The 22,338-nt window shown below is 35.5% G+C and carries 12 protein-coding genes; 7 read left to right on the top strand and 5 right to left on the bottom strand.

The genetic code is table 11. From position 1 onward, the window contains the following. The first annotated feature begins 167 nt into the window (after nt 1-167). The 6 genes from RC62_RS10830 to RC62_RS10805 all read left to right on the top strand — a co-directional run bounded on the left by RC62_RS10830 (nt 168) and on the right by RC62_RS10805 (nt 14,435). A complete protein-coding gene (locus tag RC62_RS10830; protein WP_055095239.1) occupies nt 168-2,927 on the top strand; it encodes a glycoside hydrolase family 78 protein in 2,760 nt (919 codons plus the stop codon). Between the two features lie 137 nt (nt 2,928-3,064). Beyond that, complete coding sequence (locus RC62_RS10825) at nt 3,065-4,210, top strand: sialidase family protein (RefSeq protein WP_055095238.1); 1,146 nt, start codon at nt 3,065-3,067, stop codon at nt 4,208-4,210. 96 nt (nt 4,211-4,306) lie between these two features. After that, the gene (locus RC62_RS10820; RefSeq protein ID WP_055095237.1) at nt 4,307-5,203 is read left to right on the top strand and encodes a sugar phosphate isomerase/epimerase family protein; all 897 of its coding nucleotides are present in this window, start codon (nt 4,307-4,309) and stop codon (nt 5,201-5,203) included. 116 nt (nt 5,204-5,319) lie between these two features. Continuing rightward, nucleotides 5,320-8,082: a glycoside hydrolase family 20 zincin-like fold domain-containing protein gene (locus tag RC62_RS10815; protein ID WP_245176813.1), complete on the top strand. Its 2,763-nt coding sequence runs from the start codon at nt 5,320-5,322 to the stop codon at nt 8,080-8,082. Between the two features lie 231 nt (nt 8,083-8,313). Next, on the top strand, nt 8,314-11,844 hold the full coding sequence (locus RC62_RS10810) for a malectin domain-containing carbohydrate-binding protein (protein ID WP_055095236.1): 3,531 nt from the start codon (nt 8,314-8,316) through the stop codon (nt 11,842-11,844). 164 nt (nt 11,845-12,008) lie between these two features. After that, a complete protein-coding gene (locus tag RC62_RS10805; protein ID WP_055095235.1) occupies nt 12,009-14,435 on the top strand; it encodes a sugar-binding domain-containing protein in 2,427 nt (808 codons plus the stop codon). A 68-nt stretch (nt 14,436-14,503) separates the two neighbouring features. Here RC62_RS10805 and RC62_RS10800 read toward each other — a convergent pair whose 3' ends face one another. Next, entirely contained in the window at nt 14,504-15,130 is a 627-nt protein-coding gene (locus RC62_RS10800; protein WP_157472487.1) for a hypothetical protein, read from the bottom strand. A gap of 122 nt (nt 15,131-15,252) precedes the next feature. On the opposite strand from RC62_RS10800, the gene RC62_RS10795 reads away from it, so the two are divergent. Beyond that, on the top strand, nt 15,253-16,479 hold the full coding sequence (locus RC62_RS10795) for a DUF4272 domain-containing protein (RefSeq protein ID WP_055095233.1): 1,227 nt from the start codon (nt 15,253-15,255) through the stop codon (nt 16,477-16,479). Nucleotides 16,480-16,498: 19 nt separating this feature from the next. On the opposite strand, the gene RC62_RS10790 is transcribed toward RC62_RS10795, so the two are convergent. From RC62_RS10790 to RC62_RS10775, 4 genes are all read right to left on the bottom strand, one after another. Beyond that, complete coding sequence (locus RC62_RS10790; RefSeq protein WP_055095232.1) at nt 16,499-17,506, bottom strand: FAD:protein FMN transferase; 1,008 nt, start codon at nt 17,504-17,506, stop codon at nt 16,499-16,501. A 357-nt stretch (nt 17,507-17,863) separates the two neighbouring features. Continuing rightward, nucleotides 17,864-20,053, bottom strand: a complete 2,190-nt coding sequence (locus RC62_RS10785) for a PepSY domain-containing protein (protein ID WP_055095231.1) — start codon at nt 20,051-20,053, stop codon at nt 17,864-17,866. Between the two features lie 127 nt (nt 20,054-20,180). Continuing rightward, on the bottom strand, nt 20,181-20,663 hold the full coding sequence (locus RC62_RS10780) for a DUF2271 domain-containing protein (RefSeq protein WP_055095230.1): 483 nt from the start codon (nt 20,661-20,663) through the stop codon (nt 20,181-20,183). 94 nt (nt 20,664-20,757) lie between these two features. Then, the gene (locus RC62_RS10775; RefSeq protein WP_055095229.1) at nt 20,758-22,236 is read right to left on the bottom strand and encodes an ankyrin repeat domain-containing protein; all 1,479 of its coding nucleotides are present in this window, start codon (nt 22,234-22,236) and stop codon (nt 20,758-20,760) included. Nucleotides 22,237-22,338: the final 102 nt, after the last annotated feature.

The raw sequence follows: 22,338 nt of genomic DNA, 5'->3' as shown, positions 1-22,338 counted from the left end.
ACCAGTTTTTCATCTCGGATAGTTTGTCATCCTGACGGAGGAAGGATCACACAAGAAACTCCGCAAACTAAATCGACAATCTTTGTCAAGCTGCGTGTGCGATCCCTCGTTCCTCGGGATGACAAACTGGGCTGGTGACAAAAATGAAAAAATAATAAACACAACTCATGAAAAAGTTTTTTTTACATACAACATTCATCATCATAACCTTGATTTCATTTTCGGCGAAAGCCCAGAATAAAATAAGTATTACAAACCTGCAATGCGAAATGCTAAACAATCCTGAAGGAATTGATGTGGTTCAGCCAAGATTAAGCTGGCAGATCCAATCGGATATTAATGATGTAAGGCAAACGGGATATCAGATTATTGTGGCTTCGACTTTAGAGAATCTGAACTTGGATAAAGCAGATTTATGGAATAGCGGGAAAGTTGAAAGTAATGAATCCGTACATATTATTTATAAAGGAAAACGACTGGAAAATCGTCAAAACGCGTTTTGGAAAGTGATTGTTTACACCAATAAAGGAGAGATTAAATCTGGAAATGAGTCTCATTTTAGTATGGGAATCCTGAATTATGCCGATTGGAAATCGACTCGATGGATTGGGTATGAAAAAGCTTCGGCAGGAGACAGTATTTCTCAGTATTCTAAATTGTCTGCCAGATATCTTCGAAAAGAAATCAACTTAAAAAAGCAAATCAAAAATGCTAAGGTTTATATCATGGGCATGGGTTTGTACGAGTTATACATTAACGGAAATAAAATTGGCGATCAGGTTTTGGCGCCTGTTCCTACAGATTACACCAAGAACGTAAAATACAATGTTTTTGATGTGACTTCTGAACTTAAGGAAGGTAAAAATATGCTGGGAACAATTTTAGGAAACGGACGTTTTTTTACCATGCGTCAGGATTATAAACCCTATAAAATTAAAACTTTTGGTTACCCAAAAATGGCTTTACAGCTGTTTGTAGAATATACAGATGGAAGTAAAGAAATCATTAGAACAGATGATACCTGGAAAATCACTACAAACGGGCCTATTTTATCGAACAATGAATATGATGGGGAAGAATATGATGCCCGTAAGGAAATGAAAAATTGGAATATGATCAATTTTGATGATAAAAAGTGGTTGGCTGCTGAATATGTTCAGGAACCGGGAGGTTTTTATGAAGCGCAAATGACGCCGAATATGAAAATTATGGGCGAAGTAAAACCTATTTCTATCAAACAAACGCCTAAAGGAACCTATATTCTGGATATGGGACAGAATATGGTAGGCTGGTTACAATTGAAAGTAAAAGGAAAAAGCGGGGAGAAAATAACCTTGAAATTTGCCGAATCATTGCAAGCAGACGGATCATTATATATCGAAAATTTGCGCGATGCCAGAACCACTGATGTTTATACTTTAAAAGGCGAAGGTGAAGAAATTTGGGAACCTACTTTTATATTTCACGGATTTAGATTTGTAGAAGTTTCAGGATATACTGCCAAACCTACTGTAGATAATTTTGTTGGAAAAGTGGTTTATGACGATATTAAAACCATTGGAACTTTTGAATCATCTGATGCCACGATGAACCAGATTTTTAAGAATGCATATTGGGGGATCAGAGGCAATTATAAAGGAATGCCAATCGATTGTCCGCAGCGTAATGAACGTCAGCCGTGGTTAGGCGATCGCACGACGGGTGCATATGGAGAAAGCTTTTTATTTGATAATCAGACTTTGTATGCCAAATGGCTGGATGATATTAAAAATGCTCAAACAGCAGATGGCGGAATTCCGGATGTTGCACCGGCTTTCTGGCGCTATTACGGAGATAATGTGACTTGGCCGGGAACTTATATTACCGTTGCAGATATGCTATATCAGCAATTTGGCGATAAAAAAGTGATTGAAAAACATTATCCGTCCATGAAAAAATGGGTGGTTTATATGGAACAGAATTATTTGGTTAAGGATTTAATGACCAAAGACAAATATGGTGATTGGTGCGTTCCGCCGGAATCACTGGAATTAATTCACTCTAAAGATTCGGCAAGAACTACCAATGGAGAATTAATTGCCAGTGCATTTTATTACCATTTACTGCAAAAAATGAAAAAATTTGCCACTATAAATGGAACAAACCCTGAGGATATAAAATATTATGATTCACTTTCCGGAAGGATAAAAATGGCTTTTAATGCAAAGTTTTTCAATGCAGGAAAAAATAATTATGCAAACAATACGGTAACGGCAAATTTGCTTCCGCTGGCATTTGGGATGGTTCCTGAAAATCTGGAAGCTAAAGTATTTGATGCGATTATACACGAAGTCGAAGTAACGTACAAAGGTCATATAAGCACGGGAGTTATAGGAACGCAGTTTTTGATGCGAACATTATCTGAATACGGCCGACCGGATCTGAGCTATAAACTGGCATCAAATGATACTTACCCAAGTTGGGGTTATATGGCTAAAAATGGTGCGACAACAATTTGGGAATTATGGAACGGAAATACCGCCGATCCTAAAATGAATTCTCAAAACCATGTTATGTTATTAGGCGATTTGCTGATTTGGTATTATGAAAATATTGCCGGAATCAAAAGTAATCCTGAAACTCCGGGTTTTAAGGAAATCATTATGAAACCTGATTTCGAAACGGGACTAACTTTTGTAAATGCTTCATATGAATCTATTTATGGAACTATAAAAAGCAATTGGAAAAAATCTAAAAATAATTTGCAATGGATTATTACCATTCCTGCCAATACTGTTGCAAAAGTATATTTACCAGCTACAAATGCTTCAGATATAGTTTTGAATGATAAAAAGCTCAATCAAACAGAAATATCTTATCAAACAGAAAACAATAAACAAGTCTTGACATTGCCCTCAGGTTCTTATGCGATACGTGTTAAACGTTAATTTTAAATAATTCGGGATAGTACAGGATACATCTTTAGTTTTTTAGTGTTATTTTTACACTTAATAAATAATTTTGCATTAAAAATTATTAGGAATGCATTTAAAATCAAAAATTTTAATTCATAATAAAATTAAGAATGAAGGTAATAAAGTTAACATTTGTCTTATTTGGGGTTTTGCTTTTTGTGAGCTGTAAACCTACTTTACAGAATAAGACCTGGAAAGAAGGTATTTTAGTTGATGAATTTATTTATGATAAAGCACCATATCCTTCTTGCCACGCTGTTACGATTGTCGAAGCTTCAAATGGAGATTTAGTTTCATCCTGGTTTGGCGGAACTCACGAAAGACACCCTGACGTTTGCATCTATGTAAGCATCAAACCAAAAGGAAGTGATAAATGGAACGAAGCCACTAAAGTTGCTGATGGAGTAATGAAAGAAGGCCCGAGATTACCAACATGGAATCCGGTTTTGTATCAAATTCCGGGTGGAGACTTAATGCTTTTCTATAAAATAGGACCTAAACCATCTGAATGGTGGGGCGTAATCAGAACTTCATCTGATAACGGAAAAACATGGTCTGAGGCACAAAAAATGCCTGATGGTTTCTTAGGGCCAATCAAAAATAAGCCGGTTTTATTAAGCAACGGAACTTTATTATGTCCGTCAAGTATCGAAGGCGACGGGTGGAGACTTCGAATGGAAAGCACGCCTGATTTTGGAAAAACATGGATCATGGGCGACACGTTACCAAGAGGAAAACAGAAAATAAACGCAATCCAGCCTAGTATTTTATTCCACAAAGATGGCCGTATTCAGGCAATTGGAAGAACGAGAAACAGAGCTATTTTTAGTACATTTTCTAAAGACAACGGAAAAACCTGGTCAGATGTAGAATTGATCGGTTTGCCAAATAATAACTCAGGAACTGATGCCGTAACTCTAAAAGACGGAAGACATTTATTGGTTTACAACCATGTTCTTCCTCCGGGAACAGAGGCAAAAGGCCCAAGAACACCTTTGAATGTTTCAGTTTCCAAAGATGGAATTCACTGGAATGCAGCATTAGTTTTAGAGGATTCAAAAATTAGCCAATATTCTTATCCATCCATGATTCAGAGTTCTGACGGAATGGTACATATCGTTTACACGTGGAGAAGGGAAAAACTGAAATATGTGAAAATCGATCCAAGTAAATTAAAAACACTCCCAATCAAAAACGGAATCTGGCCAGGGGACGAAAATAAAGTCGTAACGGCTGTAAAAGCTGAAGAAGAATAAGAAAAGTTTGCCACGAATTTCACGAATTTACACTAATTTTTTTAATATTAATTCGTGAAAATTTGTGCAATTTGTGGCTAAAAAACACACACAACAATGAGCAATAAAATTTTTATAAAATTAACGGCTATACTTTTCATAGTTGTTTTGGCAGGAGTCTTCAATAGTTGTGCAACAGCTCAGTCGTCTAATAAAAAGCAGCAATATAAAGTTGCGGTTTGCGACTGGATGATCTTAAAAAGACAAAAATTAGGCTCTTTTGGATTAGCAGCAGAAATAAAAGCTGACGGAATAGAACTTGATATGGGAGGTTTAGGGAACAGACCTACTTTTGACAGTAAATTAGGAGATCCCGCTGAGAGACAAAAATTTCTTGATAAATCAAAAGAATTGAACGTGGGAATCAGTTCTATCGCCATGTCCGGATTTTATGCGCAGTCTTTTGCAAAAAGAGAAACTATCGTACCTATGATTGATGATTGTGTAAAAGCAATGAAAGACATGAAAGTAAAAGTGGCTTATTTACCTCTGGGAACAGAAAGTGATTTGGTTAAAAATCCGGAATTGCGCCCTGTAATAATCGAAAGATTAAAATGGGCAGGAAAACAAGTGGGCAAAATAGGCGGAATTATCGCAATTGAAACTTCATTGAACGCCACCGAAGAGAAAAAGCTATTGGAAGAAATTGGTTCAAAATATATTAAAAGTTCGTTCAATTTTGCAAATGCGGTGGATAACGGAAGAGATATCGTTTCAGAATTAAAGATTTTAGGTAAAAAGTATTTAGGGCAAATTCATGCTTCGAATACAGATAAAGTCTGGTTAGAAAATGACACTGCGATCGATATGCCAAAAATTAAAAATGCACTCGACGAAATGAAATGGAGTGGCTGGTTAATTGTAGAACGTTCCCGTGACGTAACACAAGTACATAATGTAAAAGCAAATTACGGGGCAAATGTGGCTTACTTAAAAAAGATTTTTCAGAATTAATACCCGCATTTTTGTCATCCCGAGGAACGAGGGATCACATGCGTAACGCGACAAAGATTGGCTTTTCTGTACGGAGTTTCTAGTGTGATCTCTCCTTCGTCTAAATGACAAATTTTATGAAATTTGATTCAATAAATCACAATACAATGAAATATTTTACTTTACTTTTTTTAGGCTTTTATACCACTTTCGCAACAGCGCAAAATGTCACTATTGTTAATGATGCAAAATCGCCGAGAGCTCAGTTTGGAGCTGAAAAATTATCAGCAACGTTATCTACAAAAGGTTTTAAAGTAACTTCTTCTGATAAAATCACTAAAAATGCAAAAGATAAAGTAATTGTTATTGGCGAAAAAGGAACTGATTTTTGGAAACAACATTCAAAAACTGCTAAAATCGATGATAGTAAACTCATCAAAAAAGAAGGTTTTCAAATTCGGACTCAAAAAAATATCATATATATAGAAGGAACTGATGCATCAGGAGTATTATATGGTGCAATGGAACTGGCAGATCGTATTAAGGCTTCAGGTTTAATCCCGTCAGAAATCAATATCGAAGACAGTCCGGAAATGGTTTTGAGAGGCGCTTGTATCGGAATGCAGAAAACGACATATCTTCCGGGCAGGGACGTTTACGAATATCCGTATACGCCTGAAACTTTTCCTTGGTTTTATGATAAAAAACTATGGACGAAGTATTTGGATATGATGGTCGATAATAGAATGAACTCTTTGTATTTATGGAACGGGCATCCATTTGCGTCTTTGGTAAAACTAAAAGATTATCCGTTTGCGTTGGAAGTAAGCGAAGAAGATTTCAAAAAAAATGAAGAAATCTATAAATTCCTGACTGAAGAAGCGAATAAAAGAGGAATCTGGGTGATTCAGATGTTTTACAATATTATTGTTTCTAAACCTTTTGCAGAACATTATAACATTAAAACGCAGGATCGATCCAGACCAATAACTCCGTTACTTTCTGATTATACGAGAAAGTCTATTGCAGCATTTATAGAAAAATATCCAAATGTAGGATTGCTGGTTTGCCTTGGCGAAGCCATAAATACAATTGATGATGACGTAGAATGGTTTACCAAAACCATTATTCCGGGAGTTCAGGACGGATTAAAAGCATTAGGAAGAACAGATGAACCGCCAATTATTTTGCGTTCGCATGATACTGATGGCCCTTTGGTTATGGAAAAATCGCTGCCATTGTATAAAAACCTGTATACAGAAAGTAAATATACCGGAGAATCGTTAACAACTTACACACCCGGAGGACCTTGGGGAGAAACTCATAAACAGTTAAGTGCCTTGAAATCTATTCATATTGAGAATGTTCATATTCTCGCAAATCTGGAACCTTTTAGATACGGTTCGCCTGATTTTATCCAGAAAACGGTTAAAGCCATGCATAGCGTACACGGAGCAAATGCTTTACATTTATATCCTCAGGCATCGTATTGGGACTGGCCTTACTCTGCTGATAAAACCAAAACTGGTGAACGAATTCTGGAGATGGACCGTGACTGGATCTGGTACAAAGCCTGGGCAAGATATGCTTGGGACAGTAAACGAGACCGAAATGAAGAGGTTAAATTCTGGGACAAAGATTTAGCAGCTAAATACGGAACAGATTCAGAGGCAGCAAATAACATTTTAAAAGCCTACGAAGAAACGGGAGAAATCGCTCCAAAAACCTTAAGACGTTTTGGAATTACCGAAGGAAACCGTCAGACCTTATTATTAGGAATGTTCGAAAGCCAGTTGGTAAATCCATCAAAATGGCGTGTTTATCCCGGGTTTCATGAATCGTGCGGACCTGCTGGCGAACTTCTTTTGGAATATGCAAAAAAAGAGTGGAATCTCGAGCCGCATTCAGGTGAACTTCCAACTCAGATTATTGCAGAAATTACAGAACATGGCCGACTGGCTGTTAGCGCCATTGATAAAGCAGAGTCAAAAGTAACCAAAGACAAAGAAGAGTTTTTGCGCCTTAAAAACGATATTCATGCTTATAAGGCTTTTGCGGATTTCTTTTCAGAAAAAGTAAAAACAGCGTTGTTGGTGCTCAGATACAGTTATTCTAATGATATTGCTGATCTTGATAAAGCGCTGCCGCATTTAGAAAAAAGTATCGAATATTATGAGCTTTTAGTAAATTTAACAAAAGACACTTATTTCTATGCTAATAGTATGCAAACTGCTCAACGCCGAATCCCGATTGGCGGTGATGATGGAAATAACAAAACCTGGAAAGAATTATTACCGCACTACGAACGTGAATTGGTTAACTTTAAACGAAATTTAGAATTATTGAAATCATCTAAAGATGGTAAAATAGAAACCAAAGAAGGCAAACCGTGGCAACCAGCAGAAGTAACTTTATTAAGTGAAAGCAAAGGAACTTACGCTGTAAAAAACGGAACAAAAGTATACGGAACACCAATTTCTGAACTTATAAAAGTAGCACCTGAATTGCAAAACCTGAAAGGAATTGCATTCGATGAAATTGCACAAAATGAGAATGGAACTCATTTGAAATTTAAAAATACAAAAGCCGTAAAATTGGTTGTAGGTTATTTTAATTCAGATCAGAAGAGGTTTTTATTTCCGCCAAGTTTAGAAACTGATGCTGCCGGAAATGCAAACGGTCAGGCCGAAGTTATTTTGGCAAGTGCCATGAACCTTAAGGAATTACCAAGAGTTAATATTCATACCTATACTTTTGAACCGGGAGAAAATAAACTGGATTTAGGCAAAGGAAGAGTTTTAATTTTAGGTTTTACAGATGCAAATCAAACCATAACCCCACGCGATGTTGGTTATATCGATGCAGGAGAAAAAGGTGCAATAGACTGGTTGTTTTATTAATGATATTTTGGGCGTGTCCCTTCGGGTCGGGCTTTCGGCTATATCTTTTATTTCGCTAAAGCTTCATAAAAGGATACCGCCTCAATCCCTCACGCGAACTCGTTGTTAATTTTGACCTGACAGGATTTTAATCCAGAGGCTTCGGGACTGTCAGGTGTAATTGAAGGAATAAAATACAAAAAGTTAAAGCTTAATTACCTTATATCACTTATATGGTTTAAGTAAAAAGATATGAAGAAAATAGTTTTTTTTATTTTTTATTTAAGTAGTTGCTTTGTTTGGAGTCAAAGCAATAAAGGGTCAGCGGAATTTCGTAAAGAAGTTTCGCTGAACTCATCTTGGGCAACTACTGTTCTGGAGACGCTTCCTGCAAAAGAAGAAGATTTTGTAAACAATCCAAAAATTGGTGCAAAATGGCAGCAAGTAAATGTGCCGCACAACTGGGATCAGTATTATGGTTTCAGGAGAACCAAACATGGTAATTTGCACGGAACTGCCTGGTATCAAAAATCAATTAAACTGGATAAATCGACTAAAGGAAAACGATTTTTTCTTTATTTCGAAGGAGTAAATTCATATGCAACCGTTTGGGTAAACGGCAAGAAAGCTGGTGAACATAAAGGCGGCAGAACCACATTTACAGTAGATATTACTCCGTTTGTGACTTTCGAAAAAGAAAACAATATCGTTGTCAAAGCTGCGCATCCCTCTTTTATTGCAGATCTTCCATGGGTTTGCGGAGGATGTTCCGGAGAATGGGGATTTTCTGAAGGTTCACAGCCAATGGGGATTTTCAGGCCGGTTTCTTTAGTGATTACTAATGAAGTTCGCATAGAACCTTTTGGCGTTCATATCTGGAATGATCCTTCGACTTCTAAAAAAAGCGCTATTCTGAATATTACAACCCAAATCAAAAATTACGGCAACTCAAACCGAAATTTAACCCTCGAAAATATCCTTTTTGATGCTTCAGGAAAAAAAGTAGTTACAGTAAAAAGTGACGTTAAAAATGCCGCAGGAGAAACCAGGGAAATCGCCCAATCACTTCCTCAAATAACACAGCCAAAATTGTGGTCACCATCCCATCCGTATTTGTATCAATTGGTAACAGCGGTTTATGAAAACGGAAAGAAAATAGACGAACTAAAAACGCCTTACGGAATTCGTTGGGTAAGCTGGCCCATAAGCAGAGACGGAAAAGACAATAGGTTTTATATCAATGACGAACCTTTATTTATCAACGGAACCTGCGAATATGAACATTTAATAGGCAACAGTCATTCGTTTTCAAACGAGCAGATTCATTCCAGGATCGAGCAGATAAAAGCAGCGGGATTCAATGCATTCAGAGAAGCGCATCAACCTCATAATTTACTGTACCAAAAAGAACTGGATGAAAACGGAATCTTGTTTTGGAGCCAGTTTTCAGCACATATTTGGTATGATACACCGGAGTTTAAGGAGAATTTTAAAACCTTATTGCGCGAATGGATCAAAGAACGCAGAAACAGCCCTTCTGTCGTGATGTGGGGATTGCAGAATGAAAGCACTATCCCAAAAGAATTTGCTGAAGAATGTACTAAAATCATTCGCGAAATGGATCCCATTTCTGCTTCGCAACGCATCGTAACCACTTGTAACGGAGGTGAAGGAACAGATTGGAATGTGGTTCAAAACTGGTCCGGAACATATGGCGGTGATCCTTTAAAATATCATCTCGAAATGAGCACGCAACTGCTAAACGGAGAATATGGTGCGTGGCGAACAGCAGATTTACACACAGAAGGCGAGTTTGACCAAAAAGGAATCCTGAGCGAAAACAGATTTTCGCAATTAATGGAAATCAAAGTCCGTGAGGCCGAATCTGTAAAAGATAAAATTGCAGGACAATTCAATTGGCTTTTTGCATCGCATGAAAACCCGGGACGCGTTCAAAATGGTGAGGGTTTTAGGGATATCGACAAAGTTGGTCCGGTAAATTACAAAGGACTTTTTACCATTTGGGGAGAACCTCTTGACGCATATTATATGTACCGCGCCAATTATGTTTCGAACAAAACAAATCCTATGGTTTATATTGTTTCGCACACGTGGCCAAGCCGTTGGGATGCGGCAGGAATAAAAAGCGGCATCGATATTTACTCTAATTGTGATGAAGTAGAACTGTTTAACGATGTAAATAAAATCTCTTTAGGCAAATTAAAAAATCCGGGTTTAGGAAATCATTTTCAATGGAATAATGTCAATATTCAGTATAATGTTTTATATGCTGTGGGTTGTGTAAATGGTGTGGCTGTAGCCAAAGATTATATTGTACTGAATACACTTGCAAAAGCACCAAATTTAAAGACATTATACACGGATAAATCGGATATTTTAGAACCTAAAAAAGGATATAATTATATTTACAGAGTCAATTGCGGAGGTTCTGAGTTCACAGATTCAGATGGAAAAAACTGGTTGGCAGATACGCATAAAAGTGGTCAAAATACGTGGGGATCATTGTCATGGACAGATAAATTTGAAAAACTGCCGGATTTTTATGCCAGTCAGCGCAGTACTTTTGACCCGATAACAGGTACAAAAGATCCTGAATTATTTCAAAGTTTCAGATATGGAGTTGATAAACTAAGTTATGAATTTCCTGCACCCGATGGCGAATATCTGGTCGAACTCTATTTTGCAGAACCCTGGTACGGAACCGGAGGTGGATTAGATTGCAAAGGCTGGCGCTTGTTTGATGTTGCAATCAACAATAACACAGTTTTGAAAGATTTAGATATTTGGTCAGAAGTTGGACACGATAAAGCTCTGAAGAAAACATTTGTGGTAAAAAGCCAAAATGGTTCAATTAATATTTCATTTCCAAATGTAAAAGCTGGACAGGCGATTATAGCTGCGATTGCCATTTCAACTAAAGACAAAAATGTGAAACCGGTAAATGAATCACCAAAAAATATTCAGAACCTGGTTTTAAATTCAGGTAATTATATTTCTGTTAAAACCAGATCGTGGCTGGATATTAATTCAAAGCAATATTCAGATTCAGAAATTGTTTTTACACAATTACCATCGGAGGTTTTTGGAGCTGATTATTTGCAGTTTTCGTCTCAGTCAAAAACTTCGGGTTCGTTTACCGTCAAAGAAGATTCTGATATTTATATTCTTACAGATCAGAAAGAAAATAAAACAACGGGCTGGTTATCGGAATATAAAAAATCAGAAGAAATTGCAAAAAACAGTAAAAACACAACATTTAATATTTTTTCTAAAAAAGTAAAAAAAGGAGATAAAATTTCTTTTGATCAGTCAGAATTTTTAGGGTCTGTAATTGTAGTTCCAAACTATGATATGGGCGAAAAAGATGATTCAAGACCTGTAGTTGTTATTGAAGCAGAAAATACCAAAACAACGGGAATAGGAATTGAAAGACGAAATTTTAAGAAAGCAGATTATATTGAGTTTACAAAAAAGACAAATAACACAATTGAGTTTGAAGTGAAACCGGGAGTTGCCGGAATCTATCTGATGCGTTTTCGTTTTATGAATCGGAATGAAAGCCCGTTAAAAGTAAAATTCAAAATGGAAGACGCTTACGGAATTTTAATGCGAAATGATAGTATTGAATTCTTTCCTTCGGCAGAAAAATGGAAGGTGTTAAATACAACTTCCGGCGGATATATCAATGCCGGAACGTATAAAATCACATTAGAAGCAGAAGATCTGAAAGGATTATTATTGGATAATTTTGAGTTTCAGTGATGATAAAGGTGCAAAGGTTCAGAGCAACAAAGGGACAAAGGTTTTTATTGTAGAGACGCACAGCAGTGCGTCTGCGTCCAATTATCCATACTGTATGTTAGACGCACAGCAGTGCGTCTCTACAAAATGTTGCGTAAACTAGAAAAGAATAAAAAATAATTGTAATGATTAAACATAAAAACATTTTACAAAATACCGCAATTGCGATACTATTATTATTCTGGGCAGCGTCTTTTCCCCAAGGAAAACAAGTCAGAATCGTAGAGGATTTTAATAAAAACTGGAGCTTCAAATTAGGAGATTATCCCATGGCAATTCAGTCTGGTTTTAATGCAAAAGATTGGAGAACGGTTCAGTTGCCTCATGATTGGAGTATCGAAGGTGCTTTTAATAAAGAGAATCCAACAAAACAGGCGCAAGGTTTTTTGCCGGCAGGAAAAGGCTGGTATCGTAAAGTGTTTACGGTTCCTGCAAATTGGAAAAATAAGAGTGTTTCTATTGAATTTGATGGTGTTTTCAAGAATAGTGAAGTTTTTATAAATGGGCATTTACTGGGAAGGCGACCAAATGGTTATATTTCTTTTGGTTATGATTTATCAAAATATCTGAATTTTGGAAAAGAAAATAATATTGCCGTAAAAGTTGATAATGATGCACAGCCCAATTCAAGATGGTACACAGGTTCCGGAATTTACAGGAATGTGCGTTTAGTTGCCAGCAATAAATTGCACGTGGCAAAATGGGGAACTTATGTAACAACTCCTGAAGTTTCGACAGAAAAATCAAAAATACATGTAGAAGTTACCATTGATAATGACAATGATACGGCAAAAGAATTTAAGCTGGTTACTTCAATTTTGAATGCAGATAATATTGAAGTTGCTAATTTTAGTTCGACAGAAAAAATAGGAGTGAAAACTTCTGAAAAAAAGATTCATGATTTAACTTTAAGTAAGCCAAAATTATGGAGTACAGAAAATCCGTATTTGTATAAAGTGGTAACCACAATTTATGAGAAATCTAAGATAGCAGATCATTATGAAACTCCGCTTGGGTTCCGTTTCTTTAGTTTTGATGCTGAAAAAGGATTTTCATTAAACGGAAAACCAACCAAAATATTAGGTGTTTGTCTGCATCACGATAATGGTGCTCTTGGCGCTGTAGAAAATATTCATGCCGTAAAAAGAAAATTAGTTTTACTAAAAGAAATGGGAGCGAATGCGATTAGAATGTCACATAACCCGCATTCTTTAGAAATGATGCAATTGTGTGATGAAATGGGGTTTATCGTTCAGGATGAAGCTTTTGATGTCTGGAAAAAGAAAAAAGTGACGAATGATTATCATAAAGACTGGGACGAGTGGCACAAAAAAGATTTAGAAGATTTTATATTAAGAGATCGAAATCATCCATCTGTAATGATGTGGAGTATTGGCAACGAAATCAGGGAACAATTTGACAGTACGGGAATTGCGATTACAAGAGAATTGGCAAAAATTGTAAAATCTCTGGATATAACGCGTCCGGTAACTTCGGCTTTGACGGAGAATGTTATAGAGAAAAATTTTATTTATCAATCGGGAGCTTTGGATCTTTTAGGGTTTAATTATAAACATGAAGATTATAAGGATTTTCCGGAACGTTTTAAAGGACAAAAAATACTGGCTTCAGAGAGTGTTTCGGCATTGGAAACGCGCGGACATTATGATTTTCCAGATGGAATTAAAGCGTGGCCTCCAAAACACAATGCTCCGTTTGACGGAAATGCAGATTGGACAGTTTCGGCTTACGATCAGGTAAAATCATATTGGGGCGCAACACATGAGGAAAATTGGAAAACCATCAAAAAACAGGATTTCATGGCGGGAACTTTTATCTGGACAGGTTTTGATTATATTGGCGAACCGGATCCATATCCTTATCCCGCGAGAAGTTCTTATTTTGGAATCATCGATTTAGCCGGATTTCCTAAAGATGTGTATTATATGTATCAAAGCGAATGGACAACTAAACCGGTGTTGTATATTTTTCCGCATTGGAACTGGAAACCGGGTCAGGAAGTTGATGTTTGGGCATACTATAATAATGCAGATGAAGTAGAATTATTCTTAAACGGAAAATCTCTTGGTAAAAAAGCCAAACAAAATGATGATTTACATATTTCATGGCGCGTAAAATTTGAACCGGGAGCGCTAAAAGCAATTTCCAGAAAAAACGGGAAAGTGGTTCTCGAAAAAGAAATTCATACTGCGGGAGAAGCGTCTAAAATAGATTTGAAAGCAGATAAAACGATTTTCAAAAATGATACTTATGATTTGGTTTATGTTGCAGTTTCTATTGTAGATAAAGATGGTAACTTACTTCCGAATGCTGATGATTTAATTAATTTTGAAGTTATCGGCGGAGGAAAACTTGTTGGTGTTGATAATGGTTATCAGGCGAATCTGGATTCTTTTAAAGCCAATTCCTGTAAATTATTTAATGGCAAATGTATTGCGATTATTCAGTCGAATGGAAGGAAAGAAAACATTCAGTTGAAAGCAAAAACTGGAAGTTTACAGCCCTCTGTAATTGAAGTAAAAGTGCAGTGAAGTTTTTTGAACCATATAAGATAAAAACTTAAATCATCTTATATAACTTATATGGTTTGTTTTATGTATTAGCCAATCCAGTTTTGCCATTTCCCTTTTATTTTTTTTAGATATATAGCTTGTCCACTTCCGCATAAACCACCGCATTGATAATCTAATTGGACGTAAGCGCATTTTCGATCAACAGAAAAAACAGGAATTGTCATCTCATAAAATCTTGATCTTTTTTTGTTTTTACGTCTTATTTTAATCTTTTCAATTGTTGTACTATTCAATTTAGTAATTATATTTTTTTCGATACGCAACTTTTCTGGATTTGAATTTTGGTCTAACAAATGCAAAGAATCCTTAGAGGAGAAAAAAGTAATTCCTTTTATAATACCAGGTATTAATTGAGTAATGTACATGCCATCTAATCTGGGAATTAGTATATAGTCAGGATTATTACTTGGCGGAATATATATATTGAGTTTTCTAAGTTCACTGCAAAACATAATAGAATCTTCACTTTTTGAAAAAACCTTTAAACTGTCCTGGATTATGATTGCTTCAACAATTTGGTTGATATCTTTAATGTTCTCAGGATTTATGTTCTTTGTTTCTTTTTTGTTTTGGCAATTGCAAAAAGCAAGAATCACAACTGTGTAAAGCACTAATTTTTTCATGTAATTTGTTCGGGATAGTATATTTTGCATGAAAGTAAAAGTAGAGAATTAATTTAAAAAGACACAAATACATTTCAGAATGTAAATATTATGTTTGCATTTTTTATAGAATTAATCTTATATTAGCATAGATAATATTTAAAAGCCGTAAAATGATTTGTACCATTTATTCACACCAATTAGGTCTTGAAAGAATAAAAGAAATACTTCAGTCCAATATTACCAATGCAAAAATTTCAAACGTAAAAGATGATGATGAATCTGATATCATCGAATTAGAAATTAAAGAAGGAATTTTAAGTGCTGCACAAAAACTAGTAATCTCTTATCGGGAACGCGCCATACCTTCTTATCAAATCCCTGAAATTGATGATTCAGCCTTAACGGCAAATCTAAAAGGGCTTTATGGTTTTGTAGATTCGCTGCCAACTGTAAATGAGAAAGTCAAAGATTTATTTCTTCAAAAAATACTTACCTTAAATTGTGAGTTTACGATTACTCAGGAAAAGGGAGAAGTAAAAGATCTAAAATCAATCCTAAAAAATATAGCAAACGAGCTTGATGCTGTTTTATTTGTACAGCCGGATACTGTGATCAGTAAATCTAATGGACAACATTTTCTGGATAAAAACTTAGATTTGATTATTGACACAGAAGGAAATTGTGAAATTGAAAACTTAGATGTAAAAATCAATTCTATTTATTTTGATGGAGATCAAAGTGAACTGACAGAGGATCAAATGGAGAGAAAAGAGAATAACGAAAAAATTCTGGAGACTCATAACATCAAAATCAACAGAAACTTACCTTGTATAGAATCTGAAAGTGAGACGACTTTAAGGACTCCAAAAGAAATTGCGCAAAGAGTTAGCATTTTGGCGGTAGTGAATTTAGTTGCATTTAATAGTATTTCGCCGGAAGAAGCTACAGATTATTTACAAAATTATAAGCTTTGGGAGTTTACGACCGAAAAAGAAAAGGAATTCCTGGCAAATCCTACAGATGACAAAAAGGCAAACGAAAGCTGGAAATGTGAGGGTATCTGGGTTTTAATGTGGGCTTTGAATAAAATTGATACACTAGATTTTCCTAATGAGTTTTGTGATATCGAAAACATAGATCCTGATGATTATCCGGTTGGTGAGGATAAAGACCCTAATATTTTTATTGATTCGATAACAGCAATACGATCTAAAAGTGAAATTTTAGATGCCAATGATTTGTACTACAGGTTTAATTGGGCTTGTGTTGATGAAAGAATTAATGGCAGGGAAATGGAAGCGATTAATCCGGGAATTGTTTATGAAAGACAATATGCCTTAAACTGGCTTATAAATTATATGGAGCAGGATTGGGATTATATTACTTGTGATACCTAAGATTTAAAAGAGAAAAGTTTTACAGTTTTGCCTTAAATTTCGTGATTTTAAAGTTTTTTGATTTCACGATTTTACCATTATCGGTAATCATAAGGCAACTGTACTGCGGATATTTTTCTAGCAGAATAAGACCTTCTTTTCGCCCTAAAACCATTAATGAAGTGCTTAAAGCATTTGCTGTTTCTGCATTTGGGCCAAAAACAGACACACTGCATAATCCTGTTGCGGGATAACCTGTTGCAGGATTTATGATATGTGAATATCGTTTACCATTAAAAACAACAAACTTTTCATAACTTCCCGAAGTAGTAACAGCGCCATTATTTAGCGGTACTACTGCAAATAGAGTATCGGGATGAAACGGATTGGTCATACCAATATTCCAGTCTTTTCCGTTGGGTTGTTTTCCCCAGGCGGTCATATCTCCGGAACCGTTTACAATTCCGGCTTTAATACCTTTGGCGAGCATTATGTTTCGGCATTTATCTGTTGCATATCCTTCGCCCAAAGCGCCAAAACCAATTTTCATTCCTTTTAATTTTAGAAAAATCGTTGACTGAACAGAGTCTAAAATGATGTTTTTATACCCTACTTTTTCTACAGATTTTTGTATGGCTTCCGCCGAAGGCATTTCGGTCATTGATCCGTCAAATTTCCAGATTCTGTCCATTGCGGCAAAACTTACATCAAAGCCGCCATTTGTAGCTTTAGAAAATTGTATGGCTCTTTGGGTAAGTTCAAAAACTTCACGATCGACTTTTATGGGTTTAATTCCCGCATTCTGATTTACTTGTGATACTTGCGAGTCTGGTTTCCAGTCGGATATTAGATTCTCAATTCGGGTAATTTCTGCGATAACTTCATCGATATTTTGTTCTGCGGCAAGAGAATCTTTGGCGACGATTGTAATATCAAAACGTCCGCCCATAAGCAAAGTGGTTCTTTTTCGCAAAACTTGTGCTTTGCCGGATAATCCAGATATTAATATGGAGAGAAATAGGAGTTTATATGGGATTGATTTATTCATGAAAGATTATTTTACTTGTTGTAATACTGTTTGCGACAATATAGAACGCGGATGACGCGGATTCGCTTTGCGAAAACACAGATTAAAACGGATTTTATCAGCTTAATATTGTCATTCCGAGGAACTAGGAATCTCCGTAAGAATCTCCGTTGCTATATTCGCCATTCTTTGTCGAATTACTCGTGTGATTTCTCCCTCTGGTCGAAATGACAAAGATCGGCGCTTTTCAGTGTGGAGCTACTTGCGGAGATTCCTAGTTCCTCGGAATGACAAATCAAAACTAAGTTCTTTATTTAGACAATCCTAAATCTATAATCTTAATTCTATATTCTATGATCTAAAATCTAAAATTCAACCCTAATAACAATCAGTCAATATCTGACCATTATTTTTATATTCAGAAATACTTTTCATTTTCTTTTCCTGACATAAATTATCCAAAATTGCTTCAACATCTTTTTGCATGGCAAGCGAACCACAAATCATGATGACACCTCCATGTTGTAATAAATCGATAAAGAAATCAGTATCACGTTTGATTAAATCCATTACATAAAAATGTTCTGCTTCGCGTGACAGCGCCAGATGAAAACTATGTAATTTTTGTTTACGGATCATTTCCTCGGTGAACTTTTTGTATCCAGAAACCGTTTCTGTTTCCATTCTGAATCCCGCATATAAATGCGTTTCAGATTTGGTTTTATTTTGCTCAATCATCCCAAGAAAAGGAGCGATTCCCGTTCCGTTTGAGATTAAGGCTGTTTTTGGTGCTTTTTCAGGAAAATGAAATGCTTTATTGTTGATGATTCTTGCTTTGATTGTATTTCCCGGAATTAGGTTATTTAGAAATTGAGAACCTAATCCGTTTGGATGCAATTTTACTACCAATTGTATATTTCCGGAATGTTTCCCGATAGAGTAGAGGCGTTCTCTGGTGTCGTTTGCAGGATAAATGGCCAGTAAATCACCTGAATTGAATTTAGCTCGCATATTTGCTCTCAAAGTCAATATAAAAGTCTGTTCGTTCTCAGAGACAATTGTTTTATCTAAAACCATCAGTTTTTGTAAACCTTTAGGAACATGATTGTACAAAGATGGTGTTGTTGATAATGGAATTGCGGTTTCTTTGCTCCATAATTTTATCCATTCTACAAATTCAGCAGCCGATTTGTCGTTTACTGTCTGTACTTCTAAAAGGCGTTCTGCCCAATTTTGACTGGCTAATTGCTTGTCAATTTCAAAAGCAAATTCACAAAAATCAGGATAGGCTTTTGAACCAAATCCCACTACAGAATAATGGATTTTTTGTTGTTGTGGATTTTTATTTAGAAGAGATAAAAATTTACTTCCGTTAAACGGAGCATCACCTAATCCGTGCGTTGAGGAAAAAACGATAATATGTTGTGCTTTTGGGAAAACAGTAAAACTATTCAATTCATAAAGAAAAGCTTTTTTACCGTCACCAATTAATTGTTTCAGGATGGCATTTGCAAATCTTAATGTGCTTCCGTTTTCAGAACCTGCTAAAAGTATAAATTCACTTTCGCCGGCTTTGAATTTATTTTTGATTCGGCTTGATCTTCGTTTTAAAGTAATCGCAAAACCGGAATAAATAAAAAAGAGAATATTTACAGCAGCAATTGCAAGTATAAAAGCCCAAATTGCATTTGTTCGTCCGGTATGAAGATTAAGACTCAAATCAGACAACTGACCCGTCATTGGAGCGCGTTTTTCTGTAACAACAGCGCCTGTAACCTGATTAACTTCGATTTCACGGTCTTTTAGCTGAATGATATAATATTCTTCGGGATCATCTGTAAAAGGGAATTCAATTTTCTTTGCATCTGCTAATAGGGTAGTGGTAAATACAGAAACGGTTTTGTTTTTTGAAGGCTTTACAATCTCTGTTTTTTCCTTTTGCTTGTTATTTTTTTCCATGAAAAAATTAAATCTTTCCAGAGATAAATAAGTTCCTGTAAGAGCAATAATAAGAATTGGAATCAAAGCTAGTTTTCCTAATACAACATGATAATACTGGGCAAAATATTCTTTGATTACTTTCGAGAAAAAATTACGGATTCCTTTTTGTCTGTTCAGGACCAAAGCAAAACCCGAAAGAGCAATCAGTAGTAATAAAAAAGAGATCACACCAACAACGAATCGTCCGGTTTCATGCAGAAATAAAGAACGATGAAATCCGGTAACCCATTGAATAAATTCACTTTTTTTTATTGGTTTACCTAATTGTTTGCCAGTTTTAGGATTTATATAAGCATTGATATCATTACCGTCTTCATCAATTGCCTGAAGGGTTACAAATTGATTGTGATCTACACTTAATTCAGTTATTTCAGGATAAGTTTTCTTTACTACAGTTAAAGTTTGTGCCAGCGTTATTTTATCAAAATCAGCCGTTTTGTACGGAAGCGTTTTTTCCTGCATGGCATCGACTGCGAGAATAATACCTGTTACAGATGCTGCGATTAAGAATAAAGAAGAAAACAAAGCCAGGGCTAAGTGTGTGTAACGCCAAAAGGAAAGAGTCATGGAGTGTAATCTATTGAAATGTAATTGCGGTTTTTTGCCACAGATTAAAATATTCTTACATCTTTTTGGTATTGTATAAAAATCTTTTTAATCTGTGGCAACTTTGACTAAGCTATAGGTCGATTTGTTAAATCTTATTTAATCTTACATATCTAATGTACCCTTTACCTTCTGTTTTGTCAGCCAGTCCTTGCGTTGTAAGAGGGATTTCAATATCACTTACATAATATTTCTGATCTTCTACAGCAGATTCAAATCTTAATTTATATCCTTTATTAATTTTAGAATCATCAATTTCTATGGTTGTAATGCTGCGATCTCCACCAGTAACTGATGCACCGGTTCTGGCACTGATATCAGCTGGTTTCGACGTTTGAAATTTATTCCATTCTTTCAATGATTTGTACCATTTTTTATCATCACCCATTACATAAAGGGTTTTTTCGTACTCACCATTCGGGTTGATTAATGAAACTACGATGTAAGCGCCTTCTCCCATATAATTGGCCATTTGCAGCATACATTTGTATTTGCTTGCCTGAGCATTTGCCTGAAAAGAGATTAAACAAATTAATGTGAATGTAAATAGTATTTTGAATATTGATTTCATGTGTGAATTGTGGATTATAAATTGTGAATTTTGAACTGTTGGTTATTGGATTTTTAGATTTTCGTTCTTCAGCCTTTTGCAAATAATTAAAAAACTATTTTAAAAACTCAACAGAAACATTGTTTTTAGTTAATGATTCATTTTCTTTTGCTAATGCATAAGCACTTTCGTCAAATTCTGTATTGATGTCTTTTTTAGCACCAAGTGCAACCAGGTATTTTAATATCGAATCATCTTTTGCAATCATTGCAGCTTTGTGCAAAGCAGTCATACCATCTTTGTTTTTAGCATTTATATCGATGTTCAGGCTGGCTAATTTTTTTACCAGATTAAGATCATTTTTAGCGATTGCGAAATGGTATAAAGTATTACCATCTTTTTGTGCAGCTGCAAGATTTAATCCTTTTTCCTGTAGAAGTTTTACTTTAGCGTCAAAAGATTCTTGTTTTGGTCCAGGTCTGAAAGACTGTACTAAATAAACGCCTAAATTGTTACCGTCTTTATCGGTTACTTTAACATCTGCGCCTTTTGCTAAAAGTGCCGAAACTGCTTCTGGAGTTCCTGATTTTACAGCAATTGTCAAAGCTGATTCTCCTTTTGTATTTTGAAGATTAATATTTTTAGCGGTTGCCAATAATTGTTCTAACGCACCATTTTCTCTGGCACCGGCAGCAATCATAAAAGGAGTATTTCCTTCTTTATCAATCTTATTTACATCAACACCTTTTGCCAGAAAATAAGCAATAATGTCTTTCTGATTTGGTTTTGTAGCCAGGAAATGAAATACGTTTTCTCCTGATTTATTTGTAGTTGTTGCTTTTATTTTTACTTCTTCAACTAGAAATTTGTAGGCTTCAAGCGAAGTTGTTTCTCTGCGGTTTCCCTGGCTTGCAATAAGAAGTGCATTGTCTGTATATTTTACTTTTTTGTCTAATAATTTTTTTAATAGCGCAATATTTCCTGTTCTTGCCGCATAATCAAATGCAGTACTTCCGTTATTGTCAACATCTTTAAGAGATAATCCTTTTGTAGTAAGATAATCTGTTAACACAAGATCTTTGTCTGACGGAATAGCCATTAATAATAGATTCGCGCCATCATTATATTTTTTCTTCGGATCGATTCCTGCTTTGAAAAAAAGCTCATAAAGTGCTGGATTCGTTTGTCCGTTAGCGGCAGCAAAAGCAAGCGGAGTAGTTCCGTGACTGTCTTCAAGATTAACATCTGAACCTTTGGAAATCAAATATTGGGTCAATTCAATATTTCCTTTGTATGCTGCCCAATGCAAATAGATACGATTGTCATGTGTGGATTTTGTAACCGGATTTCCGGGTTGGTCCAGTAAAAATTGTATACTTGCCAGAGGAGCATCATTATTAATAGCAATTGTGGTAACATCAAAAGCATTTGCATTAGCTTCTGAAGGATTATTTCCCTTTGCAATTTCTGTTTTGACTGTGGTGACATCCGGTGCAGTTTTCCAAAAAGATTGTTCTAGTAAAGTATTTTTTTGTTGGGCACTAACAAATAAAGTAGCGGCTAATGCAAAAGAGATAAAAATATTCTTTTTCATATTAAGGTGTTTACTGTTTTAAATTCGTTTAAGGTTATTTTATTTACTAGAAGCGGCTTATAATTCAAAGCTATTTAGAACAAATAAAAATAACGCAAATGT

The organism is Flavobacterium aquidurense, from assembly GCF_001404985.1.
GTDB lineage: Bacteria > Bacteroidota > Bacteroidia > Flavobacteriales > Flavobacteriaceae > Flavobacterium > Flavobacterium aquidurense_B.
The sequence above is the reverse complement of the archived record's forward strand: the minus strand, read 5'-3'. Positions and strand labels throughout refer to the sequence as shown.